At 61.9% G+C, this 23,776-nt stretch carries 24 protein-coding genes and 3 pseudogenes; 14 read left to right on the top strand and 13 right to left on the bottom strand.

Annotated features, from left to right (window positions below; all coding sequences use genetic code 11):
• Positions 1–48: 48 nt before the first annotated feature.
• Together ACIGJC_RS26145 and ACIGJC_RS26140 are read left to right on the top strand one after the other, a co-directional pair.
• Complete coding sequence (locus tag ACIGJC_RS26145) at positions 49–432, top strand: RidA family protein (RefSeq protein WP_483712324.1); 384 nt, start codon at positions 49–51, stop codon at positions 430–432.
• Positions 433–932: 500 nt separating this feature from the next.
• Entirely contained in the window at positions 933–2,558 is a 1,626-nt protein-coding gene (locus ACIGJC_RS26140) for a methyl-accepting chemotaxis protein (protein WP_483712323.1), read from the top strand.
• Between the two features lie 194 nt (positions 2,559–2,752).
• Here ACIGJC_RS26140 and ACIGJC_RS26135 read toward each other — a convergent pair whose 3' ends face one another.
• A complete protein-coding gene (locus ACIGJC_RS26135; protein ID WP_483712322.1) occupies positions 2,753–3,205 on the bottom strand; it encodes an Lrp/AsnC family transcriptional regulator in 453 nt (150 codons plus the stop codon).
• Between the two features lie 111 nt (positions 3,206–3,316).
• Here ACIGJC_RS26135 and ACIGJC_RS26130 point away from each other — a divergent pair, with 111 nt between their 5' ends.
• On the top strand, positions 3,317–3,949 hold the full coding sequence (locus ACIGJC_RS26130; protein ID WP_483712321.1) for a LysE family translocator: 633 nt from the start codon (positions 3,317–3,319) through the stop codon (positions 3,947–3,949).
• A gap of 61 nt (positions 3,950–4,010) precedes the next feature.
• Positions 4,011–4,172, top strand: a pseudogene (locus ACIGJC_RS26125) (thiolase); the annotation flags it as partial.
• A gap of 19 nt (positions 4,173–4,191) precedes the next feature.
• On the opposite strand, the pseudogene ACIGJC_RS26120 reads toward ACIGJC_RS26125, so the two are convergent.
• From ACIGJC_RS26120 to fliL, 8 genes and pseudogenes are all read right to left on the bottom strand, one after another.
• Positions 4,192–4,335: pseudogene (locus tag ACIGJC_RS26120) on the bottom strand (thiolase C-terminal domain-containing protein); the annotation flags it as partial.
• A gap of 8 nt (positions 4,336–4,343) precedes the next feature.
• Positions 4,344–5,129: a flagellar biosynthetic protein FliR gene (gene fliR, locus ACIGJC_RS26115; protein ID WP_483712320.1), complete on the bottom strand. Its 786-nt coding sequence runs from the start codon at positions 5,127–5,129 to the stop codon at positions 4,344–4,346.
• 49 nt (positions 5,130–5,178) lie between these two features.
• Positions 5,179–5,448, bottom strand: coding sequence for a flagellar biosynthesis protein FliQ (fliQ, locus tag ACIGJC_RS26110; protein WP_211947569.1), 270 nt, complete (start codon positions 5,446–5,448; stop codon positions 5,179–5,181).
• A 24-nt stretch (positions 5,449–5,472) separates the two neighbouring features.
• Positions 5,473–6,288, bottom strand: coding sequence for a flagellar type III secretion system pore protein FliP (gene fliP / locus ACIGJC_RS26105; protein ID WP_483712318.1), 816 nt, complete (start codon positions 6,286–6,288; stop codon positions 5,473–5,475).
• Positions 6,285–6,734, bottom strand: coding sequence for a flagellar biosynthetic protein FliO (fliO, locus tag ACIGJC_RS26100; RefSeq protein ID WP_483712316.1), 450 nt, complete (start codon positions 6,732–6,734; stop codon positions 6,285–6,287). Before fliO ends, fliP begins: the two co-directional genes overlap by 4 nt.
• Complete coding sequence (fliN, locus tag ACIGJC_RS26095) at positions 6,731–7,171, bottom strand: flagellar motor switch protein FliN (protein ID WP_483712314.1); 441 nt, start codon at positions 7,169–7,171, stop codon at positions 6,731–6,733. Before fliN ends, fliO begins: the two co-directional genes overlap by 4 nt.
• The gene (fliM, locus tag ACIGJC_RS26090; protein WP_483712312.1) at positions 7,164–8,177 is read right to left on the bottom strand and encodes a flagellar motor switch protein FliM; all 1,014 of its coding nucleotides are present in this window, start codon (positions 8,175–8,177) and stop codon (positions 7,164–7,166) included. The genes fliN and fliM overlap by 8 nt, the downstream gene beginning before the upstream one ends.
• A 151-nt stretch (positions 8,178–8,328) precedes the next feature.
• Positions 8,329–8,823, bottom strand: coding sequence for a flagellar basal body-associated protein FliL (gene fliL, locus ACIGJC_RS26085; RefSeq protein ID WP_483712310.1), 495 nt, complete (start codon positions 8,821–8,823; stop codon positions 8,329–8,331).
• Between the two features lie 450 nt (positions 8,824–9,273).
• On the opposite strand from fliL, the gene acnB reads away from it, so the two are divergent.
• The 8 genes from acnB to ACIGJC_RS26045 all read left to right on the top strand — a co-directional run bounded on the left by acnB (position 9,274) and on the right by ACIGJC_RS26045 (position 19,429).
• Positions 9,274–11,865: a bifunctional aconitate hydratase 2/2-methylisocitrate dehydratase gene (acnB, locus tag ACIGJC_RS26080; RefSeq protein ID WP_483712308.1), complete on the top strand. Its 2,592-nt coding sequence runs from the start codon at positions 9,274–9,276 to the stop codon at positions 11,863–11,865.
• Between the two features lie 122 nt (positions 11,866–11,987).
• Positions 11,988–12,557 carry an amino acid ABC transporter permease gene (locus ACIGJC_RS26075; RefSeq protein WP_483712306.1) on the top strand — a complete coding sequence of 190 codons (570 nt, stop codon included), beginning with the start codon at positions 11,988–11,990 and terminating at the stop codon, positions 12,555–12,557.
• Between the two features lie 2 nt (positions 12,558–12,559).
• Entirely contained in the window at positions 12,560–13,252 is a 693-nt protein-coding gene (locus tag ACIGJC_RS26070) for an amino acid ABC transporter permease (RefSeq protein WP_483712304.1), read from the top strand.
• Between the two features lie 3 nt (positions 13,253–13,255).
• A complete protein-coding gene (locus tag ACIGJC_RS26065) occupies positions 13,256–14,005 on the top strand; it encodes an amino acid ABC transporter ATP-binding protein (RefSeq protein WP_483712303.1) in 750 nt (249 codons plus the stop codon).
• 425 nt (positions 14,006–14,430) lie between these two features.
• Positions 14,431–14,895, top strand: a complete 465-nt coding sequence (locus tag ACIGJC_RS26060) for an Lrp/AsnC family transcriptional regulator (protein ID WP_483712301.1) — start codon at positions 14,431–14,433, stop codon at positions 14,893–14,895.
• 161 nt (positions 14,896–15,056) lie between these two features.
• A complete protein-coding gene (locus tag ACIGJC_RS26055; protein WP_483712299.1) occupies positions 15,057–16,133 on the top strand; it encodes a saccharopine dehydrogenase family protein in 1,077 nt (358 codons plus the stop codon).
• A 30-nt stretch (positions 16,134–16,163) separates the two neighbouring features.
• Positions 16,164–17,666 carry an L-piperidine-6-carboxylate dehydrogenase gene (gene amaB / locus ACIGJC_RS26050; RefSeq protein ID WP_483712298.1) on the top strand — a complete coding sequence of 501 codons (1,503 nt, stop codon included), beginning with the start codon at positions 16,164–16,166 and terminating at the stop codon, positions 17,664–17,666.
• Between the two features lie 257 nt (positions 17,667–17,923).
• Positions 17,924–19,429: an aminotransferase class V-fold PLP-dependent enzyme gene (locus tag ACIGJC_RS26045; protein WP_483712296.1), complete on the top strand. Its 1,506-nt coding sequence runs from the start codon at positions 17,924–17,926 to the stop codon at positions 19,427–19,429.
• Positions 19,430–20,057: 628 nt separating this feature from the next.
• Here the strand turns inward: ACIGJC_RS26045 and ACIGJC_RS26040 are convergent.
• A complete protein-coding gene (locus ACIGJC_RS26040) occupies positions 20,058–20,189 on the bottom strand; it encodes a hypothetical protein (protein ID WP_483712294.1) in 132 nt (43 codons plus the stop codon).
• Positions 20,190–20,359: 170 nt separating this feature from the next.
• Between ACIGJC_RS26040 and ACIGJC_RS26035 the strand changes: the two are divergent.
• A pseudogene (locus ACIGJC_RS26035) lies at positions 20,360–20,473 on the top strand (IS30 family transposase); the annotation flags it as partial.
• 159 nt (positions 20,474–20,632) lie between these two features.
• On the opposite strand, the gene ACIGJC_RS26030 reads toward ACIGJC_RS26035, so the two are convergent.
• The gene (locus ACIGJC_RS26030; protein ID WP_483712292.1) at positions 20,633–20,980 is read right to left on the bottom strand and encodes a hypothetical protein; all 348 of its coding nucleotides are present in this window, start codon (positions 20,978–20,980) and stop codon (positions 20,633–20,635) included.
• Positions 20,981–21,190: 210 nt separating this feature from the next.
• Complete coding sequence (locus ACIGJC_RS26025) at positions 21,191–21,742, bottom strand: hypothetical protein (protein WP_483712291.1); 552 nt, start codon at positions 21,740–21,742, stop codon at positions 21,191–21,193.
• A 277-nt stretch (positions 21,743–22,019) separates the two neighbouring features.
• On the opposite strand from ACIGJC_RS26025, the gene ACIGJC_RS26020 reads away from it, so the two are divergent.
• On the top strand, positions 22,020–22,778 hold the full coding sequence (locus ACIGJC_RS26020) for a helix-turn-helix transcriptional regulator (protein WP_483712290.1): 759 nt from the start codon (positions 22,020–22,022) through the stop codon (positions 22,776–22,778).
• Between the two features lie 621 nt (positions 22,779–23,399).
• Here ACIGJC_RS26020 and ACIGJC_RS26015 read toward each other — a convergent pair.
• The gene (locus ACIGJC_RS26015; protein ID WP_483712288.1) at positions 23,400–23,591 is read right to left on the bottom strand and encodes a YjfB family protein; all 192 of its coding nucleotides are present in this window, start codon (positions 23,589–23,591) and stop codon (positions 23,400–23,402) included.
• Positions 23,592–23,776: the final 185 nt, after the last annotated feature.

The following is a 23,776-nucleotide window of genomic DNA, read 5'->3' as shown; positions in this document are numbered from 1 at the left end:
CTCACGCCGATGCTGCGGCGTGCCGCACATCCACCATGGAGGCGCGACATGGAATTCCTGAATTCCGGCAAGGTCCTGCCCGCGGGACTGCCATTTTCCGAAGCCGTCCGCGTCGGGAGCATGCTTTACCTGTCTGGCCAGATGGGCATTGTCCCCGGCAGTACGCGGCTGGTTCCGGGCGGCATGCGCGAAGAAGCGAAACAGGCCCTGATGAACATACGCACCACGCTGGAAGCGCATGGTGCAACGATGCGCGATGTGGCCAAGTGCACCATCATGCTGGCGGACATCGGAGAGTGGCAGGTGTTCAACGACGTCTACAAGGAATTTTTCGAAGCCCCTTATCCTGTCCGCAGCGCGCTCGGCGCGAGCGGGCTCGCGTTGGGAGCCCGCGTCGAGGTCGAGTGTGTGGCCGTGGTTGGGGGTGGCTAGCCGCAAGATCATACCCGTACGAAATTCCCCGAACGCTTCGCGGCTCACCACTCGCGCGTTGCGAAGACTTCAATATTCGCCCGTTAGGGCAAGCGACGCGTTTTTGGTCACTTTTTGTCGCACGGACAAAAAGTGACCCGCAGGCTACGCCTGCGAAACAGCAGCGCATGCCAAGGACGATCCCGTCCCGCATCCCTTGCGCCCCATTCCGCACCACCCCAGAAACGGGTAAACCTCCCCTCCCAAAGAAGGGCCTAAACCTTCCCCGCATCCCGACCGTTAGCCGCCGGCATAACACGAAGTCAATGAACCAGGCCCACCGCGACCCGCTCCTCCAGGCGGCATCGCAAAAGCCCCAGCCGGAGCCCGCGATCGTCATCGCGGGTGACCGGCTACGCGAACGGGTGAAAGGCGTCGCACGCTGGCAGTTGGCCACCGTGCGAGCAGGATCGGCATGACTCAATCGCAGCGTCCGACGGACAAAAAGGGGAGGGGCAATCGTGAATTTCAGGGATCTTTCGATCAAGACCCGGCTGCTGGCCGGCTTTGGCACTTTGGCCTGCATCGTGCTGGTGGTATCCGGATATTCGCTTCATGCGCTTGGAGAAGCCACCGACGGTTTCACCCAGTACCTGCAAGGTCTCAATGCACGTTCGGAACTGGCCGCCGAGGTGCGCGCCGCGGTCGACCGCCGTGCCATTGCCGCGCGCAACATGGTCCTCGCGACGTCCCCGGCAGAGATCGACAAGGAAAAGGCCGAAGCCCTGCACGCGCATGACGATGTGCAGAGCCGCCTGGCCCGCCTGAACCAGATGGTGCAGGACAAGAGCGCAAGTGACGAAGCGCGTCAGCGCGTGGCGGACGTGGTCCGTATCGAAGCCCAGTATGGGCCGGTGGCGACGGCCATCGTCACGCTGGCCGCCCAGAAGAGCACCGAGGAAGCCATCGCCCGCATCAACACCCAATGCCGGCCGCTGCTCGCGTCGCTGCTGCATGCCGTCGACGCCTATGACGATCTCACGCATCACCGCCAGCGCGATATGGAAACGAAGCTTGCGGCCGACTATGTCGAGCGCCGCAACCTGCTGATCGCAATTGCGCTGGCGGCGGTGGCGCTGGCGTGGACCGGTGGCCTGTTGCTCACGCGCGCGATCACGCGGCCGATCGGCCAGGCGGTCGAAGTGGCTCGTACCGTAGCCAGCGGCAACCTCGGCGCACGCATCGACGTGACGAGCGACAACGAGACCGGGCGCCTGCTCGCGGCGCTGCGCGACATGAACGAACGGCTCACCGAAACCGTCACGCGCGTGCGCTCGGGCAGCGCCAGCATTGCCGGCGCCACGCGCGAAATCGCGCAAGGCAATGCCGACCTGAGCAGCCGCACGGAAGAGCAGGCCGCTTCGCTGGAGCAAACCGCGGCCAGCATGGAAGAACTCACCGAAGCCGTCCGCCAGAACACCGAGAACGCACGCCAGGCCACCGAACTGGCGCGCAATGCCGCCAACGTGGCGCAGCAGGGCAGCAGCACCGTCGGCCGCGTGGTGCAGACCATGCAGGGCATCAGCGCCAGCTCCACCAAGATCGCCGAGATCACGGGCATCATCGAGAGCATTGCGTTCCAGACCAATATCCTGGCGCTCAATGCCGCCGTGGAAGCGGCGCGCGCGGGCGAGCAGGGCCGCGGCTTTGCCGTCGTGGCCAGCGAAGTGCGGGCGCTGGCGCAGCGCTCGTCCGGCGCGGCCAAGGAGATCAAGGAACTGATCGAGACTTCCGGCAAGCAGGTCGCCAGCGGCGCGGAACTGGCCGGCGAGGCGGGCCAGACCATGGCGTCGGTCACGCAGGCCGTGGCGCAGGTCACGGCCATCGTCGAGGAGATCGCCACGGCGTCGTCGGAACAGGGGCGCGGCATCGAGCAGGTGAACCAGGCGGTCGTCCAGATCGACCAGGTGACCCAGCACAATGCCTCGCTCGTCAGCGAGGCGGCATCCGCGTCGCGTTCGCTGGAAGATCAGGGCCGCGAACTCATCGAGCTGGTGTCGTTCTTCAAGCTGCCGGGAGAGTCGCATGCCAGGTATGAGCCGGCGGGTATCGCGGCGCCGGCGCGGCAGCGCGCCATCATGGCCTGACCCATGGCACGCCGTGCGACGCACCGCTGCCCTCGCGTTGCAGCCCTGCGTCCTTCTCTCCTTGCTTCTGGTTGCTGCTCTGGTCATCTACGCGGCAGGCAGTGTGGCTATGCGCTTTAGCGAAGAACTTTTTTTGTCTCATCGCCGATACCCGGTAAAGGCCGGGTATCGGCCAGAAGCAGCGACTCCATCGCTTAATTGTGCTTGCAGGACGGCGGCTGTCGCAGAGCGCGAGCGGCAATCGGTGTCGACATCATGATTGACGTGCGAGTTTCACCGTACAGGTTGATCCGTTCAATCAGCCGTTCAAGATCGGCCAAACTTACCGCGACCACCCTGAGGACATAGGAATCCGCGCCTGTGACGTGTTGACATTCCACCGCTTCGGGGATGGACTCGAGCAACCTCAGGAACTTCGCCTTTGCAGGTTGCGGCACAGTAATGCCAATCAGGGCGCTTACCGCGTAGCCAGCCGCTACCGGGTTGATCTTGGCGGAGTAGCCTTCGATCACCCCTGTTTCTTCCAGGCGTTTGACGCGCTCCGTGACCGCTGGCACTGAGAGGTGGACCTGACGCCCCAGCTCGGTATAGCTCATGCGTCCGTTGTGCTGTAGCAAGGCAAGCAGCTTCCAATCCAGTTCGTCCATGATTCCGTAGGATTTAAGGTCAGACCTCGATTGTTCCTTAAAATCCATCTTCGCGCATAAACCCAGACGACCTACGATGCCACATCCACATTAACCAACTGGTCGACGGTCATGTTGTTCATTAAGTCTTTGGTGATCGGTTTTTGCATTGCCGCGCCTGTAGGCCCCGTCGGGATGTTATGCATCCAGCGCAGTTTCACGCGTGGCTTTCGTTCCGGCTTCGCAACCGGTGTCGGCGCAGCATGCGCGGATGGCATCTACGGGTTGCTGGGCGCGCTCGGGATCGCTGGCGTGGCCTTGGCGTTCCCGATGCTCAGCGTGGCGCTCAAAATCGGCGGTGGCCTGTTTCTCGTTTGGCTTGCTTGGGGCATGTGTAAGGAATCACCCGCTGCCCCAGTGCTTTCTCAACGTGCGCCGCATTCAACTGTTGCTCGCGATTTCCTGACTACGTTTGCCCTTACGCTGTCCAGTCCCATGACCGTTCTGTCGTTTATCGGGATCTTTGCCGCGCTCGGGCCACTAGCAGGCTCTCACGACGTCCCGGCTTGGGCTGGAGTAACGCGGATGGTCGGTGGGGTATTTGTCGGCTCCGCCGTCTGGTGGCTTTGCCTAAGCACTGCGGCGGCCACGTTACGAAAAGCGTTGTCTGCTTCGGTGATGCGCGGCTTCTCACGCATATCGGGCAGCGTGGTAGCCGTATTCGGTTGCGTCCAGATGGTCTCTGGCGTGTCTGGCCTGTTCTAGTCCGGGCTCGCTTCACGCGGTGCCCTAATCGGCAAGGCGGTGCCAAACGTTTGTCTGGTGGGACCCCCAACCGTACGAGCATCCCTACAAGCCGTTCAATCCCGTTACCACCTATGCGCTTGCCGCGGCCCGGCACATGCATGAGTACGGCACCACGCGCACGCAACTCGCCGAGGTCGCCGTGGCGGCGCGCAAATGGGCGCAGCTCGACCCCGATGCCTTTGCGTGCGTTTCTTCGCCGGAAACCGCACGCCTGAGCCCTTGGCGCAGAAGCCAAGGTCTTCCAGGAAAAGAATGGGATTGATCGTGAAGGCGTCGTGCAGCTCGACGACGTCGATGTCCTTCGGCGTCAACCCTGCCTGCGAGAACGGCTTCGCCCCGGAGTCGGATCGCCCTAGCGCGCGAACTGGGCCAGCACCGTGCTGATCGCCGCCAGTCCCGACTCGATCATGTGCTGCATATAGCTGCCCATCTGCGGCATCACCAGCGACAGCACCAGCAGGCCGCCGGAAAGCGTGACCGGAAAGCCCACCGCGAAGATCGACAGCTGCGGCGAGGCGCGGTTGAGAATGCCCATGGCCAGGTTCAGGGTCAGCAGCGCGGCAATCATCGGCAGCGCCAGCAGCAGCCCGGAGGAAAACACCATGCCACCGGCGCGCGCCACGGCGTGCCAGCCTTCGGCAGCCAGCGGCGTGGCGCCGATGGGCAATCCCTGGAAGCTGTCGACCAGCGTGCCCAGCATGAGCAGGTGCCCGTCCAGCGCCAGGAACAGCAGCATCGCGATGATGTTCAGGAAGCGCGACAGCACCATGGCCTGCCCCCCCGCGGCGCGATCGAAGAACGACGCGAAGCCCAGGCCCATCTGCAGCCCGATGATTTCACCGGCAACCTGCACCACGGCAAACACCAGCCGCATGGTGAAGCCCGTGGCCAGCCCGATGCCGACCTCGTTGAGGATGATGACCAGGCCTTCCCACGAATAGACCGGCACGACCGGCAGATTGGGCAGCGTTGGCGAGACCGCCATCGCGATGAGGGCGGCCAGGCCGATCTTGACGCGGCCGGGAATGGTGGATTCCCCGAACAGCGGCGCCGTGCCGATCAGCGCGAGCAGCCGGAACAGCGGCCACAGGAAGGCCGCGATCCAGCCATAGAGCTGCGCGTTGGTAACTTCGATCACGGCAGGACGCTGGTCGCGGCAGAGAGGAAGGGCGGGGGCGGCTGCGGGGTCAGTGCGCCAGGGCAGGAATGCCCTGGAGGACTTCGCGCATGTAATCGACCATGGTGTTGATCATCCACGGGCCGGCCAGGACCAGCGTGGCGAACAGCGCCACCAGCTTCGGGATGAAGGTCAGGGTCATTTCGTTGATCTGCGTGGCGGCCTGGAACAGGCTCACCACCAGCCCGGCGGCAAGCGCCACCAGCAGCGGCGGAGCCGCCAGCATCAGCGTCATCTTCATCGCGTGGGTCGCGATGGTCATTACGGTTTCCGGAGTCATGGCCAGGGGTCAGTCAATGCGGGGTCAGTTCATGAAGCTCTGTGCCAGCGAGCCCAGCAGCAGTTGCCAGCCGTCCACCAGCACGAACAGCATCAGCTTGAATGGCAGCGAGATGGTGGCCGGCGGCACCATCATCATGCCCATTGCCATCAGCACGCTGGCGACCACCAGGTCGATGATCAGGAACGGGATGAAGATGGTGAAGCCGATCTGGAACGCGGTCTTGAGTTCGCTGGTGACGAACGCCGGCACCAGGATGCTCATCGGCACCTCTTCGGGACCCTGCATTTCCGGCACCTTCGCCATCTGCGCGAACATGGCCAGGTCCTTCTCGCGGGTTTGCTTGAGCATGAAGCCCTTGAGCGGATCGGCCGCCCTGGCGATCGCGGTTTCCAGGCTGATCTTGTTCTCGGAGAGCGGCTTGTACGCGTCGTTGTAGACGCGGTCCAGCACCGGCCCCATCACGAAGAAGGTCAGGAACAGCGACAGGCCCACCAGCACCTGGTTGGGCGGCGACGATGCGGTGCCAAGCGCGTTGCGCAGCAACCCCAGCACGATGATGATGCGCGTGAAGCCCGTCATCATCAGCATGGCCGCCGGCAGGAAGCTCAGCGAAGTCAGCAGGACCAGGGTCTGGATCGACAGCGACCAGATCTGGCCGCCGCCGGGACCGGGCTTGCTGGTCACGCCGGGCAGCGCCTGTGCGAGCACGGGGGCCGGTATGGCGGCGAGCGCCAGCGCGGCCAGCAGCAGCGCGCCGCCCGCGGCCAGCGCGTGAGGATGCCGAACTTGCTGAAGTTTCGTCTTGCGTCGCAACGTGGCGGCGCGCTGGGTGTTCATGGCTTGAAGTTTTCCTGCATCGAGCGCAGCAGCTTTTCGGCAAAGCTGCCGCCGGAAATCTGGCCGCCGGGCCCGGACGTGGCCGATGGCGTGGCCTGTCCTGCCGGCATGCTGTGCAACGTGCGGATTTCGCCCGCGCTCACGCCGAGTACCAGCCAGGTGTCGCCGACCTCGACCAGCACCAGCCGCTGGCGGGCGCCGAGCATGGTGCTGCCGATCACCTTCATCATGCCCTGCGGTCCGTGGCGGACCAGGCCCGCGCGGCGCGCCGCCCAGGCCAGCCCGAGGATCAGCGCGATGACACCGAAGAGGCCGAGCCCGGCCTGCGCGAGGCTGCCGGCGCTGCTGATGGCGGGGGCACCGCCTTCGGCGGCGCTTGCCAGGCCAGGCACGCCGATCGCCGCAAGCGGCAGGACGGCGCGCCGCAGGCGGGCGACGGCGTTCATTTGTTGAGCTTGCGGATGCGTTCGGACGGCGTGATGATGTCCGTCAGGCGGATGCCGAACTTGTCGTTCACCACCACCACCTCGCCCTGCGCGATCAGGTAGCCGTTGACCAGCACGTCCATCGGCTCGCCGGCCAGCCCGTCCAGTTCCACCACCGAGCCCTGCGCAAGCTGCAGCAGGTTCTTGATGGGCACCTTGGTGCGGCCAAGCTCCACCGTGAGCTGCACCGGGATATCGAGGATCATCTCGATATCGTTGTGGAAGCCGCTCGGCGCTTCCTTGGCCAGCGGCTGGAAGACGGTGGCGGCGGCCGGGGTGGCGGCCGGGCTGGTGGCCGCTACGGGGGCTTCGGCCGCAGTGGCGCTGGTCTGTTCAGCCAGGGCGCTGGCCCAGTCGTCCATCGGATCGACCGGCTTGTCCTCGATGCCGTCAGTCATGATCGGTTTCCTTGTTGGAATCGCTGTCTTGGTGATTGATCATTCGCTCTACCCGCAGCGCGTACTGGCCATTCATCGTGCCGAAGCCGCATTGCATGACGGGCACGCCGTTCACCTTGCCGAACACGTGCTCCGGCAGGTCGATCGGCAGCACGTCGCCGGCGCGCAGCGCCAGGACTTCTGCCACGGTGCTCTGCACGTGGGTGAACTCGGCCACGACTTCCACATCGGCGGCGCGCAGTTGCGTTGACAACTGCGCCAGCCAGCTCTTGTCGACCTCCTTCTCGTCCTGCAGCGGATTCATCAGCAGGTCCTTGAGCGGCTCGATCATGGCGTAAGGCAGGCAGACGTGCAGCTGCCCGCCCACGGCACCGAGTTCGATGTGGAAGGCGGTGGTGATCACGGCCTCGTTGGCCGTGGCGACGTTTGCAAACTTGGTGTGCATTTCCGAGCGGACATATTCGGTCTCGATCGGATACACGGTGCGCCAGGCATTGCCGTAGCTGCTCAGCGTCATCTCCAGCATGCGCTGGATAATGCGTTGTTCGGTCTGGGTGAAGTCGCGGCCTTCCACGCGGGTGTGGAAGCGGCCGTCGCCGCCGAACAGGTTGTCGACCACCAGGAATACCAGGTTGGGGTCGTACACGAACAGGGCCGTGCCGCGCAGCGGCTTCATGTGGACCAGGTTCAGGTTGGTCGGCATCGGCAGGTTGCGCGCGAAATCGCCGAACTTCTCGATGCGCACGCTGCCCACGGTAATGTCCGCGCCGCGGCGGATGAAGTTGAACAGCGCGGTGCGCAGCGAGCGCGCAAAGCGCTCGTTGATGATCTCGAGCGTGTGCAGGCGTCCGCGGATGACGCGTTCCTGCGTGGCAAGGTTGTACGGCCGAACCCCGCCTTCGTCGGCGGCGACGGGCTCGCTGGCCTTGGGCGTGTCGGCTTCGCCGGAAACGCCCTTGAGCAGCTCGTCTACCTCGTCCTGCGAGAGGAACTTGTCATAGGCCATCTGGTTTCCTGCCCCTTATGCTGCGGTGTAAATCGAACGGTCCATGTCCGCCTCAGCCTGCATGGCGACCTGCCTGCAGGCGGGCGCGTGGCTGTGCTGGAATCCGGATGGCAGTCTCATATCGGGTTGGCGATTGGGGCAGGGCAAGCGCTTACTGCACCACGAACGAGGTGAACAACACGTCCAGCACGCGCTGCGGCGGCAGTCCGGCCGCGAACGGCTGGCTGATCGCATTGCGGATGTCGTCGGCCAGCTTGCGCTTGCCTTCCACGGTCGAGAGCTCTGCCGGCTGCCGTGCGGACAGCAGCAGCAGGATGCGGCTGCGGGCTTCGGGCAGGTACTGCGTCATGCGCGCCTGCGTGTCGGCATCGGCCACCTTCAGCGACAGGCCGGTATGCAGGAAGCGGTCGCCTTCTTCGCCCTTGAGGTTGACGGTGAAGGCGTCCAGCGGCACGAAGATGGGCGGCGGAATCACGGGCGCGGCCGGCGCGGCGGCTGCCGCCGGTTGCCGGTTGCCCAGGATGCTGCCCAGCACGAAGCCTCCGGCGCCCAGAACCAGGACCAGCACGCCGCCGCCAATCAGCAGCATGCGGCCGCGCTTGCTTGCGTTGCCGCCAATCTGGGAAGGAGAAGCCGTGTTCGCCATGAGAAGCCTGTATCGGAATGCCTGCCATTCTTGCGGAATCGCAGGCCAGCAAAGGGCCGAAAAAAAGGGGGAATCCCTTTCAGCTTGGCCGTTTGAGCGGAAAGGGAGCAGGCATGGCTGCGCCAGCGGGCGTGCGAAGCGCGCCTGCTGCCTGGTTAACGCGTGTTGGTTGCCGAACTTGAGTTGCCGCTGCGGGGAGGCGGCCTTGTCACTTGTCGCCGTTCCCGGGCGCCGGCGTCGCCGGACTGGCGCGATCGCCAATCCCTACTACACTAGTCGGGTAGTCACACATGCAGGCGTGTGCAGATCATTCATTCGTAACTCATTGTTGTAGAAGGATTTTTATATTTTCACTCTTATATAAGATATAAGACATTTGACCGAACGGATGCTTCAGACTACAATCGCGACGTCACAGAATTTCTACAACCAATTACTCAGCAGGTTCCCATGCTTGAAAACTATCGCGCCCATGTCGCCGAACGCGCTGCGCTCGGCATCCCCCCGCTGCCCCTGACCGCCAAGCAGACGGCCGAGCTGATCGAGCTGCTGAAGAACCCGCCCGCCGGTGAAGAGCAGACGCTGGTTGACCTGATTACGAACCGCGTGCCGGCCGGCGTGGATGACGCCGCCAAGGTCAAGGCCTCGTACCTGGCCGCCGTGGCGCTGGGCAAGGAACAGTGCGCCCTGATCAGCCGCGCCAAGGCGACCGAGTTGCTGGGCACGATGCTGGGCGGCTACAACATCTCGCCGCTGATCGAACTGCTGGACGACGCCGAAGTCGGCACCGTCGCGGCCGACGCGCTGAAGAAGACCCTGCTGATGTTCGACGCCTTCCATGACGTGAAGGAAAAGGCGGACAAGGGCAACGCCAATGCCAAGGCCGTGCTGCAAAGCTGGGCCGACGCCGAGTGGTTCACGAGCCGCCCGGAAGTGCCGCAAAGCCTGACCATCACCGTGTTCAAGGTGCCGGGCGAAACCAACACCGACGACCTGTCGCCGGCCCCGGATGCCACTACCCGCCCGGACATCCCGATGCACGCGCTGGCCATGCTGAAGAACAAGCGCGAAGGCGCTGCGTTCCAGCCGGAGGAAGACGGCAAGCGCGGCCCGGTCAAGTTCATCCAGTCGCTGGCCGAGAAGGGCCACCTGGTCGCCTACGTCGGCGACGTGGTGGGTACCGGTTCTTCGCGCAAGTCCGCCACCAACTCGGTGCTGTGGTTCACCGGTGAAGACATCCCCTTCATCCCGAACAAGCGCTTCGGTGGCGTATGCCTGGGCAGCAAGATTGCCCCGATCTTCTACAACACCATGGAAGATGCCGGCGCGCTGCCGATCGAGCTGGACGTGTCGAAGATGGAAATGGGCGACGTGGTCGAACTGCGCCCGTACGAAGGCAAGGCCCTGAAGAACGGCGAAGTGATCGCCGAGTTCAAGGTCAAGTCCGACGTGCTGTTCGACGAAGTGCGCGCCGGCGGCCGTATTCCGCTGATCGTCGGCCGTGGCCTGACCGCCAAGGCGCGTGAAGCGCTGGGCCTGGCCCCGTCGACGCTGTTCCGCCTGCCGCAGAACCCGGCCGACACTGGCAAGGGCTTCACGCTGGCCCAGAAGATGGTCGGCCGCGCCTGTGGCCTGCCGGAAGGCAAGGGCATCCGCCCGGGTACCTACTGCGAACCTAAGATGACCTCGGTGGGCTCGCAGGACACCACCGGCCCGATGACCCGCGACGAGCTGAAGGACCTGGCTTGCCTGGGCTTCTCGGCCGACCTGGTGATGCAGTCGTTCTGCCACACCGCCGCCTATCCGAAGCCGGTCGACGTGAAGACCCACCACACGCTGCCGGAATTCATCAGCACCCGTGGCGGCATTTCGCTGCGCCCGGGCGATGGCGTGATCCACTCGTGGCTGAACCGCATGCTGCTGCCCGACACCGTCGGCACCGGCGGCGACTCGCACACCCGCTTCCCGATCGGCATCAGCTTCCCGGCCGGTTCGGGCCTGGTCGCCTTTGCCGCCGCCACCGGCGTGATGCCGCTGGACATGCCGGAATCGGTGCTGGTCCGCTTCAAGGGCAAGATGCAGCCGGGCGTGACCCTGCGTGACCTGGTCAACGCGATTCCGCTGTACGCCATCAAGCAAGGCCTGCTGACGGTGGCCAAGCAAGGCAAGCAGAACATCTTCTCGGGCCGCGTGCTGGAAATCGAAGGCCTGCCCGACCTGAAGGTCGAGCAAGCGTTCGAGCTGTCGGATGCCTCCGCCGAGCGTTCGGCCGCCGGTTGCACGGTGCGCCTGAACAAGGAACCGATCATCGAATACATCAACAGCAACATCACGCTGCTGAAGTGGATGATCGCCCAGGGCTACCAGGATCCGCGCAGCCTGCAGCGCCGCATCGAAGCCATGCAAGCCTGGCTGGCCAAGCCGGAACTGCTGGCTCCGGATGCCGACGCGGAATACGCCGCCGTGATCGAGATCGACCTGGCCGACGTGCACGAGCCGATCGTGGCCTGCCCGAACGACCCGGACGACGTGAAGACGCTGTCGGAAGTTGCCGGCGCCAAGATCGACGAAGTGTTCATCGGTTCGTGCATGACCAACATCGGCCACTTCCGTGCGGCGTCCAAGCTGCTGGAAGGCAAGCGCGACATCCCGGTCAAGCTGTGGGTCGCTCCGCCGACCAAGATGGACCAGAAGCAGCTGACCGAGGAAGGCCACTACGGCGTGTTCGGCACGGCTGGCGCGCGTACCGAAATGCCGGGCTGCTCGCTGTGCATGGGCAACCAGGCACAGGTGCGCGAAGGCGCGACGGTGATGTCGACCTCGACCCGCAACTTCCCGAACCGCCTGGGCAAGAACACCAACGTGTACCTGGGCTCGGCAGAACTGGCCGCGATCTGCTCGCGTCTGGGCAAGATCCCGTCGAAGGAAGAGTACATGGCCGATATTGGCGTCATCAACCAGAATGGCGACAAGATCTACAAGTACATGAACTTCGACCAGATCGAGGACTTCAAGGAAGTTGCCGACGGCGTGAACCTGTAAGGTTCGGCCGCGCCGGTCACCGCGCATTGGTCCGTGGGATAGTTGACGTTTGATAGTTGCTGTGCGGAAGTTTGGTAAGTCCATGTTTATGAAGAGGTTATGCCGCTGAATAAGACGAGGGATTGAGCCGGATTACCGCCGCGGACCCGACCTCCAGGCGCCTAAATCACTGGTATGTGCGCAAAAAAGCCCCGAGTCTTCTCGGGGCTTTTTTCGTTCAGCGGGCGCTTTTTGGAATTCGAGTCGCGGCATGGGCGCGCCGAGCCTCGAAGCTGTACGAGCATAACTATGAAGCCGTCAGCGCGCTGATCGCCCTGGTGCTGTACACGGTGGCCTACATGGCCGAGGACATTCGCAGCGGCATCCGCTCGATTGCCAAGGAGCAGTTGGAAGCCAGCCGCGCGCTGGGCTTCAGCTTCCTGGCTGCGATGCGGCTGGTCGTGCTGCCGCAGTCCTTGCGCATTACCGTGCCGCCGCTGGTGAGCCAGACGCTGAATCTCTGGAAGAACTCGAGCATCGCCATGGTGATCGGCGTGGCGGAACTGATGTACCAGGCGCAGCAGGTCGAGAGTGCCACCTTCCGGGGCTTCGAATCGTTCGCGTTCGCCACGCTGGCGTACGTCACCATCTCCATGGCGATCACCTTGTTCTCTGCGTGGTACCAGCACCGGTATCCGGTCAGGAGCGCCTAACCATGCTTGATGTCATCCAGACGTTTGGCGTCTACTTTCTCGTCGGTCAGTATCCGAATGGTCCGCTTGGCGGCCTGGCGCTGACGTTGCTGCTGGCCTCGGCCGGACTGGTGCTGGCCTTGCCCGTTGGGATCGTGCTGGGGTTGTGCCGTGTGAGTCCGTTCGGCACCCTGCGCTGGCCTGCCACCGTCCTGGTCTACATCGTGCGGGGGACGCCTCTGCTGATGGTGGTGTTCTGGGCGTACTTCCTGCTGCCGGCAGTGACGGGGCATCGCACGGCCCAATTCACCACCATGCTGACCGCGCTGGTGATCTTCGATGGCGCCTATCTGGCCGAGATCGTGCGCGCGGGGATTCAGGGGCTGCCGCGGGGCCAGATGGAGAGTGCGCGCTCCCTCGGCTTGTCCTATATCCAGGCAATGACTCTGGTCATTCTTCCGCAGGCGTTGCGCAACATGCTGCCGTCGCTGGTGAACCAGCTCGTTTCGACGATCAAGGAGACGTCGCTGGGCTACATCATCAGCCTGCCGGAAGCCTCGTTCATTTCGGGGCAGATCAGTACGCAGATGCTCACCCACGCGGCCCAGGTCTACCTGCTGCTGGCCCTCAGCTACTTCGTCATGTGCTTTGGACTGACCCGTTTTGCCTATCTGCTCGAGCGCCGGCTCGCTTCGCGTGCCCCGATGAAGGTGTGAATCATGATTACCATTGAAAATGTCAGCAAGTGGTACGGCGACTATCAGGCGCTGGTGGATGTCAACGAAACGGTCGCGAAAGGCGAAGTCGTGGTCGTGTGCGGGCCTTCTGGCTCCGGCAAGTCGACGCTGATCCGCACGCTGAACCGTCTGGAAGCCATCCAGAAGGGGCGCATCGTCGTGAACGGCCATGACGTTCACGCACGCAAAGTGGACGTCAACGTGCTGCGCAGTGGCATCGGCTTCGTGTTCCAGCAGTTCAACCTGTTTCCGCACCTGACGGTGCTGGATAACTGTACGCTCGCACCGGTGCGGCTCAGGCAGATGCCGCGACAGGAGGCAAAGGAGTTCGCGATGAGTCTGCTGGAGCGAGTCGGGCTGCCGCACAAGGCGGACGCCTACCCGGGGCAGTTGTCGGGCGGCCAGCAGCAGCGCGTGGCGATCGCCCGGGCCCTCGCCATGAAGCCGCCTGTCATGCTGTTCGACGAACCGACCTCTGCACTGGACCCGGAGATGGTCAATGAAGTGCTGCAGGTGATGAAGGGGCTGGCACGCGATGGGATGACCATGGTTTGTGTCACGCATGAAATGGGATTCGCGCGCGAAGTGGCGGACCGCGTGATCTTCATGGACCAGGGCAAGGTGCTTGAACGCGCCAGGCCCGAGCGATTCTTCCACAAGCCGGAGCATCCGCGGGCGCAGCGCTTCCTGTCCGACATCCGTTCCCCCTGGGAGTCCGCTGTCGCCGCTTGACGGAGCGGATGCTGGTCCCTGCTCTTGAGCCGGGCAGGGAGAGTCGCCTGAGTCAGCTAGATATCCCGGCAGCTAGCCCGCAAGGAAGCTGTCACCTTGAAGGCACGGCGGGTGTCGCACCGGCGTTGGCATAAACGGGTGTCGTACTGTGCGAGCATGACGCAGCGCTGTAAGGCGGGACTCAATCCTAGAGACGTTCCCAAGTCGTCGAGCCCGCCCATGCCTATTCTCAGGCTTCAGCAGGTTGAGCCTGCACACTCGCGCAGCTCCGCTCACCTTCACTTGCGCGGTCGACTGTTCTCGAATCATTGAGATGTGTTGTGACCGCGCCCCAGAGTCGGCCGTGACTTCCGAGGTCTTCGTCGAAGTCGTTGGTCGTTCCGACGAATTTATATAGTCTGGGCTCATACTAGCCGGGAGTTGTCATGATTCGAATGGATTTACTGGATGACATCGACCGTCATTTGATTTCTTTGCTGCAGATGGACGCGCGTGCGCCCGTGTCGGAGATTTCACGCCGCCTTGATCTTGCGAGGACAACGGTAATTGCCAGAATCGAGCGGTTGGAAAAGAGCGGTGTAATTGCTGGCTACACCATCAAGCTTGGCCAGGATGTGGTCGACCCAAGCCTGCATGCCTATGTAGGAATCACGCTGCAACCAAAGGCTGGGCGCGATGTTGTGAAGCGATTCGCCCGTATGCCTGAAGTGCACATGCTGTGCGCAGTAAGTGGGGAGTTTGACTACGTCGCCTGGTTGCGCGTTACTACGCCAGATCAACTCGATCGCATCCTTGATGAAATAGGCGAGATGGATGGTGTCATCAAGACGACTACATCCATTGTTCTGGCCAGAAAGATCGATCGCGGAGACATGCCAGACGCGGCGTGAGTGCAGGCACGAAGATAATTAGAATATGGACGCTGCAAATTGACTTATTCGATCATCAAATTGTCCGCAATGGCGCTACTTTGTGACGAATTGCCAATTTATTCTGACTTGCAGTATCCCTAGAATGGACTCACTTCAGTTCATTCTTCAGGGAAGAAAAAATGCAGGCAGTTCTGTTGGGTTCGGGTCATATTGGTCAGACTATCGCGCGGCTCCTGTCGAACAGTGGCGACTACGCCGTGACGGTCGCGGATCGTGATGCATCTGCGCTGAAGTCGGTGGGGCACCTCAACGTTGAGCGCGTTGTCGTCGATTCCAACGATCAAGGTGCACTGGAGAAGCTGCTGGCGCCGGCGGATCTGGTGATCAATGCCCTTCCTTACCACATGGCGACAAAGGCGGCTCGCGCTGCCAGGAACGCCGAAACAAATTACTTCGATCTTACAGAAGATGTACAGGCCACCAAGGCCATCTCGCAACTTGCAGAAGGTGCAAACGTTGCATTCATGCCCCAATGCGGACTCGCTCCGGGGTTCATCGGAATCGCTGCGAACTCGCTGGCTCGATCGTTCGATGTCGTCCACGACGTGAAGATGAGGGTGGGTGCGCTGCCCGAGTTTCCGACGAACGAACTCAAGTACAACCTGACCTGGAGCGTCGACGGCCTCGTGAATGAGTACTGCCATCCCTGTGAGGCATTGCGCGAAGGGGAGCGAATCTCTGTCGAGCCCTTGGAGGGCATCGAGCATTTCTCGCTGGATGGCGTCGAGTACGAGGCTTTCAACACTTCGGGAGGCCTTGGCACGCTTTGCGAGACGCTCGAAGGCAAGATCCGCAATCTTGACTACAAATCGGTTCGCTATCCCGGTCACCAGCAGCGTATGAAGTTTTTGCTGCAAGACCTTGGGTTAAAGCGCGACCAGGAGTTGCTGAAGTCGATCCTGCGCAAGAGCGTTCCGACGACGATGCAGGACGTGGTGCTGGTTTTCGTGACGGTAAGCGGTCTGCGCGACGGCAAGCTTGTGCAGGAGGTCTTCTCGCGCAAGATCTTCGCAACCCACGAGAATGGTCTCTACGAGAGTGCGATCCAGAGTACAACCGCTTTGGGCGTTTGTACCGCAGTTGATCTCTTCCGTCAGGGGAAGCTCCCCGGCAAGGGCTTCATTCGCCAGGAAGCCATTAGCCTTCACGATTTCCTGGACAACCGGTTCGGTAAAGTCTACGCGTCGGCCGAGTGAAGGACGCACAAGGAGCTGAGGAGAGGCAGAATGAACATCGACGCTAAGCAGATTCTCAAGGACAACGGCCTGGAAGCCATCTCCAGGCAAAACGGCTCCATGAAGGTGCATTCCCCCATTGACGGCCGATTGCTGGCCGGCCTGGACGTTGCGACCGCAGGCGATGCCGATGCTGTGATCGCGGACAGCGTCCGGGCGTTCGAGGTGTGGCGCAAGGTTCCGGCGCCTCGGCGCGGGGAACTTGTCCGGCTGTTAGGTGAGGAATTGCGTGCACGCAAGGACGCGCTGGGTCGGCTGGTAAGCCTCGAGACAGGCAAGATCCTGCAGGAAGGGCTCGGGGAAGTACAGGAAATGATCGATATCTGCGACTTCGCCGTTGGATTGTCGCGGCAACTGTACGGCTTGACGATCGCTTCCGAACGACCGAGTCACCGGATGATGGAGACCTGGCATCCGGTGGGGCCCTGTCTCGTGGTGACGGCATTCAACTTTCCGGTTGCTGTATGGGCATGGAATGCCGCACTGGCACTTGTTTGCGGTAATGCTGTCATCTGGAAGCCATCGGAAAAGACGCCATTGTCTGCCGCTGCTGTCCAGGTGATCTTCGACAAAGTCTGTGCAAAGTTCGGGGCAGCGCCGACACACCTCAGCCAGTTGGTTCAAGGCGGACGCGAGCTTGGCGATCGGTTGGTCCGCGATCCGCGCATTCCGCTGATCAGTGCCACCGGCAGCACGCGCATGGGGCGGGAAATTGCCACGGTCGCTTCCGAGCGATTCGCGCGGACGATCCTGGAACTGGGTGGCAACAATGCCGGCATCGTCTGCCCGTCGGCGGATCTCAGCCTGGTCGTGCGAGCCGTCGCGTTCGCCGCCATGGGCACCGCCGGTCAGCGATGCACGACTTTGCGTCGGCTGATCGTGCATGCGTCGATTTATGACAAGGTAGTCGACGAAGTGAAGAAGGTCTATCGGCAGGTGCGTATTGGGAATCCGCTCGATTCTGCATCAATGATCGGACCGCTGATTGACAAGCAGGCATATTCTGCGATGAACAAGGCATTGGCTGCGGCAGTCGAGGATGGTGGAAAAGTCTTCGGCGGGGAGCGCGTCTTCGGCGAAATCACTGATGCGTACTACGTTCAGCCGACCATTGTCGAGATGCCCAGGCAAACCGACATTGTCCACCATGAGACTTTCGCACCGATCCTGTATGTGCTGCGGTATGAAACGCTCGATGAAGCGATCGCTCTGAACAACGCCGTGCCTCAAGGACTGTCGTCCAGCATTTTCACCTCGGACATGCGCGAGATGGAGGAGTTTCTCTCCGCCTCCGGCAGCGATTGCGGTATCGCGAATGTGAACATCGGCCCCAGCGGCGCGGAGATCGGTGGAGCGTTCGGTGGTGAGAAGGAGACAGGCGGCGGGCGAGAGTCCGGAAGTGATTCGTGGAAGGCCTATATGCGCCGTGCGACGAACACGATCAACTTTGGGAAGGATCTCCCGCTTGCCCAGGGCATTGAGTTCGGAATCTGACCTGGCAATACCCGGACGGTGTCAGGAACTTGCTCAGTCGTGGATGAACGCTACTCCCCCTAGATTGACCGAAACTGCTATTTCTCCGGCGAGACAGCGATGACAAAATGAGAGGGGATTCGCAGAAAATCATTTCCAATCTCGCGCGATTTTTGGAACGACATACTACGGCGCTGCGACTCGTCGGCCTATCTTGGAAGGATATTTTAGCGGGCCCCGCGTAGCATTTCCCGTCATTCTCAAGGAGGGCGGGATAAATGAGCGCGGACACTTTGCGGTACTTCGATTACGCCGCGACGACCCCGGCGGACCCAAGGGTCATCGATGCAATGTTTGGCTGCCTGGGGGCCGCCGGCGTGTTCGGAAACCCAGCGTCGAGCACTCATGCTGCCGGGCAGAAGGCAAGAGAGTTGGTCGAACAGGCTCGCGCCCAGGTTGCTGGTCTCATTGGCGCAGAGCCGTCCGAGATCATCTGGACGTCCGGCGCGACCGAGTCAAATAACCTGGCTCTCAAGGGCTTCTTCGACGGTGAGCAGAGGCGCCGTCATCTGGTAACCAGCAAGCTCGAGCACAAGGCCATTCTGGACACGGCATCGCACCTCGAGCGCCTGGGGGTCTCCGTTACGTACCTTTTGCCGGGGCAGTCTGGCGAGATTTCACCCTCCGCGGTCGACGCTGCTATGCGCCAGGACACCGGCATCGTTTCGTTGATGATGGTAAATAACGAGATTGGAACCCTCACCGACATCGCGGAGATCTCGCGCGTCGTGCACGCCGCCGGCGCTCTGCTCCACGTGGACGCAGCGCAGGCAGTGGGCAAAACCGATATCGACGTGAAAGCGATGGGAATTGACCTGTTGTCGATGTCGGCGCACAAGGTATATGGCCCCAAAGGCATCGGCGCACTCTATGTGAATCGCGAAGTGGCGCCTCGTATTGCTTGCCAGATGCACGGTGGCGGACATGAACAGGGTCTGCGTTCTGGCACCCTTGCAACCCACCAGATCGTTGGCATGGGGACGGCTTGTAAACTGGCGCGCGCTGAAATGGCGTCAGACAACCAGCGCATTGCACAATTGAGCGAGCGCCTGCTGGACGGCATCCGCGCGTTGCGCGTCGTCACGCAGAACGCCAGTGGGGCTAAGCGAATTCCGCACACACTCAGCCTGACCGTGGGATTGCCCAACTTCTTCACGTTCATGCTCACCGACAATCTTGCGATCTCTTCCACGTCTGCCTGCAATTCGGCTGCTGGCAACCCCTCTCACGTGCTGACTTCCATCGGCCTTGATGAGGAAGCTGCGGAACGCACGGTCCGAGTGAGCCTCGGTCGCTTCACGACTCAGGCCGATGTTGATTTCGCAATTGACTACTTCGGCAGCGCCATCGTGCGGTGTCAGGAAACGGGGACGGGCCTTCAGCGAATGCAGATAAGGCGTCTTTCCGATGACGTGAGCGTGGCGACGCAGTTGACTGGAGCCGACGTAATGGCGGCGCACACCAACGGATTCCGTTCCATCGTCTGCAACCGGCCCGATGGCGAGTCTGCCTGCCAGAGTCCGTTCGCGGAGATCGCCGAGGTCGCGTGCGCGCTGGGCATGGTCGCGCATTACCTGCCTGTGGAATCGGGTCGTGTAACTGACGAGCAGGCTGCAATTTTTGGCTCGTTGTTGGCAAGCTTGCCGAAGCCGGTACTCGCATACTGCCGGACGGGAACTCGGTCGGCGATGCTGTGGAACTCGGCACGCATCGATCAAAGCTGATAGTTCGTCGGAACTAACGCAATGCGTGACATGGCTCGGGTCCGAGCGGCCTTCCTGATGGCTGGCGCTGGTGTGCCGACGACTTCGCTTGGCCTGAAGGTGGCCCATCTGCTGCCGCAACGTGCGCTGCTGACGTGAAGGGAAACCAGTCTGCGCCTCTGTCGGCCATCACCACTGATGGTAATGGAGCGTATCCTTTTGTAACGGTATCGCTTCGCAAGGCCGGATGAAAATGCCTCGGCCCAAAGTTTCATGGACAAGCGGCCGGCGCGCGTTCTGTTTCATCCTTGATAACAGCGACGGGGGATATTGGAAGGCCGGTCCGCTTCTCAAGCTAATGTCCTGAGCCTTCTGCGCGAGGATTCCCTCTGTTGGAGACCTTTGATGTCAAACTGGTCCAGACTTCGATTGGTTTTTTGAATGCCACGAATCAATGCCTTGCCGTTGAAATGCGTTTCACTTTCTTAACAATATCAGTCTTCGGGAATCATTGAACTTACACGGCGTCCTACGGATATTTCGGATCACTCTAAATCTTAGTATCGATACGCCGAATTCGTCCGGCTAGAAGACGCTCGGGTCCGCTCGGGTGTTGTGATGACGGGCAGACGTCGGTGGGGGGCGGATGTCATGGTGTCAGCAGGTCTAGGCCGGCAAGCGCGACTACACCGCTTAACGCGATGCTGCTGGCTGATTCACCAAGGAGCAGAATGGCTCCGGAAAGCCAGCAGGCAAGTGTGAAACCAATGGCTTTTTTCATCGTATTACCTGTCCGGTGCGATCAAATATAGGAGCCGCTCCGGTTCGACGTAACGCAGCCCAATTTGGTTGAGCGTCGCACTAGAGCGGTGACCCCGGTCTCGACCGCCGCCTTGGCATCCGAGCGCTCGGAACATTGCTGTTCAGTCTCGGGATGACTTTGGCATAGGTCAGTGGTCGCCAGAGCAGATTGCGGGTTGGCTTAAGCACGTGTATGCGGTCAATAAGGACTATCAGGTGTCGCACGAGACCATCTTTCGGAGCCTCTACATACAGGCCACCGGCTGAACGATTAAACCGTTGCATCGACCGGTCGAATCCGCAATAGCTTTCGACGTTACCCAACATCCGGCTCGACGGAGCGACAGTCACGCACTGCGCAACTCGGTCGGCCCAACGTGGAGCGCTTTGCCGAGGACTCAATGGACATCTCCGCCCGACCATTCAGGGTGTAGTGACCAGCCAGACCCTGCTCAAGCCTGCTTCGGACAAGCGGTCGACGACCTTCGCCGCCTGAAGGGAGTCCTTGCCGCGCACCAGCACGGCAATATCGACGGGCGTGTCGTAGGCCACGTGGGTGGTCCACACCTGATTCACCGCCCGGTCGATGGCCGTTCGTCCGCAACAGCCCACGCGTACGGTGATGATGCGATCGTGCAAAGCCGACTCCGCGCTTTCGGCCTGGCGCTCGGTCGCATATAGACCGGCATGGGTCATCGCCTTCGGATTCGTTGGCACTGCCTTCGGATCGGCATTCAAGGGCTGGTCCTCGTTGTCCAGCAAGGGCGACACGATCTCCGAGGTCGGTGGCGCGGAAGGCTGTCTGCCATGCACAGCCGACGATGCGACAAGGGCTGCGCCGACGATCGCCGTCAGGCAGAGTCGGATGCGTGATGGATAGCAATATGGAAGAGTCATGATGCAGAACTCCTTGATACTTACACTCAGGCACTTGAGGCGCGCAAAGGCCCAGGATGTCGAGTCCCTCTAGTCCATGAAGACCTACATCACGAGGTAGGCGAGCCAAGCCGCGAGTGCCCATAGCACAAGTCCGACGCTGACGTGCGCCCTAATGAGCGTCCAGTAGAAAAGCCATCCGGCAAGGTAGCCAATCGAACCGCCGATTGCACCCAGGATAGCGACCACCACGAACGAGGGATGGCTCTCGAGTTGAAAGGCGCAAAGAACGCCAAGGGCAGCAACAAGAGTCGCGCCAGTCTTCGCCGCAGCCTTTGAGGCCTCCCGGCGCGAGGACCACGCAATGTTCATTCGCCCCAGGAGGTGCGACGCCAGTGACCGGGGGCGCATGATCACATAATTCACTGGCTCCGGCCCATCGGTTTGAATATTGACGAATGCGTTGCACGGCAGGATGTGCTGGGCACCTTCCGCCAGATTGACAAAATAGGGTGGCGCGGCGCCCGGCAGCCAGTCGAGTGACCCGTCCTGATATTCCACGCGCATGGGACCGTCCTTCACCACGAGAATACTTCCGCGCTGCAGGCTCAACGCGTGGATCTGTCCCCGATAACATCGCCCCTCGGTAGCGTTCATCGTCGGTTCTCTCGTTCTCCTTGCCCCTGCAGAACGTGCCATTTCGACTAGACTTTCGACTAGAGAGCGGGTGACCATTGCGGCTCCTTCGAGTAGATTGAGTGCAATCCGCCTTCGCGCTAGGCGCGTCACCCTGCAATACAATAGCGGCCTGAAACCATCGTAGATTGTTCGCTGACACCCTTAAATAACCTGGATAGGTGACCGCGTGAGCCCCGCCCAGCCAGTGCCGACGTCACCTCTCCCGTCCGCTTCTGACAGACTGCCTGACGACGCGATGTTCGCACTCTGGGATGAACTCGCGGACTTCGCGGTCGGCGACGGCGATGCCGCCATTGCGCACCTGCTGTCGCGGCTCTGTGCCATCTTCGGCGCGCAGAACGCCCTCTGGTCGGTGGTCGTTCGACTGCCGAGTCCTGATTCGAGGGACCCATTGAATGGCTGGCGTCCGCGCATCGTCAAGCTTCTCAATCCCCTCGCGCAGGTTGCCATATCCGTCCAAGAGCAATTCGACGCGTTGTGGTCGAAGTCCCTGGACATTTCACAGGTCCTCGCCATGGCCGGCGATGAGGCGTTCCGCATCAGGCTGCTCTTTGAGGCGCTTCCGGCCAAGTGGTTCGATGGCCCGCATTACCGGCGTCATTACCTGGCCGTCGGCCATGCAGACAGCATGTCAATGCGTTGCTCCCTTAACGAAGATGTCCGCGTGCACATTTTTCTCTTCCGCAGCCCGGAAGCGCCGCGATTCGCATCCACCGACAAGGTGCCTTTCGGCCTTGCCTTGCGTGGGCTCCGCTGGCTCTACCGACAACAGGTTCTCAGCCACGGACTGCTAATCGCAAAGGCACCGCTTACGGCGACGGAACGCAAGGTGCTGCTGGAGCTTCTGGACGGGAGAGCCGAAAAGGTCATTGCGGCACTCTTGGGACAGAGCCCAAATACAACGCATATCCACGTCAAATCGATCTATGCCAAGTTCGGGGTGCATAACAGGGCCGAACTGACATCCCTTTGGCTTGGGCGCTTGCCCGATTAGCCGATGCGCACCTGAACTTCCACGAGGGGCGCGCGACCCGGTTACTTCATGTTCGCAGCTATCTCGCCGGACAAAAAAGGGCCAACCCGTTTTGGGTCGGCCCTTTGCATGGGGGGTGACTGGTACCAGAACTGTTTCATGGCTTTATCCTTACCCGCCGCTTTCGGCCGCTGCCGCTCGCTGCCACCAGGGCCGTCCACAGATCGCGATCGTAAGTAACCGGAAGGCGATGGGCGTCGCCTCTTTTGCGTTTGATATGCCGGTTTGTTCATCCCCGTGCTCGATTAGTGGCTACTTGTGAACGCCTGCACATCGAAGGCCTTCTTGACGGGATTCGGTCTAGAGCCGCGCTACGAATCAACAACTGACACCCTCAATCCTGCGACTCGCATCGGTTGCTCTCGAGGGGCAGATGAGTGGGGACTTGGTCAACGCTGGCAGTGGGGGCACACGGGGCTTTTTCCCGCTGCCGATCCAGGCCGATGCGCTGTGTGCGGCGATGCATCGCGCGATGAGGGTGGTGGAGGCGGGCTGACCGCTGCCGAATCGGCTAAGCGCCCCGCACAAGGAGCGCTTTGCATGCTGGCGGCGTTGCACGCGCAACGCCGCAGCGGGCTGCGCTCAGGCCGTCACGTCGATGTTCTGGCCAAGGTGGGGAGGGTTGCTGGCCACCGGTGCTGCGCCGGTGGCGGCCTGCAGCAGGCCGGTGACGCTCTGGGCCTGCAGATCCAGCGATTTGCGCAGCATCAGCAGCGACACCGGATCTGTGCCCGGGTCCGCCGCGCTGGCAGCGCTGACGAGGGAGATACTCATGTTGGTCGGTTCCTGAAAAGGATTGAACGGATGCGGGCGGCCGGCATGCAAGGCTCCAGGATTCCCGCCTACTGGTTGTCGTCCGCAACCGTCCACGACTTGAGGACCGCGCATGCCGTGCGCCGGTTCCCGTCTGGACCGGCAACGCGCGTGGCGGCGAGACGGGCGGCGTCGGGGGCAATGAA

The sequence above is a fragment of the Cupriavidus sp. C3SS-1 genome (assembly GCF_057073755.1).
Note: the sequence above shows the minus strand (reverse complement) of the source record. Positions and strands in the feature narration are given on the sequence as shown.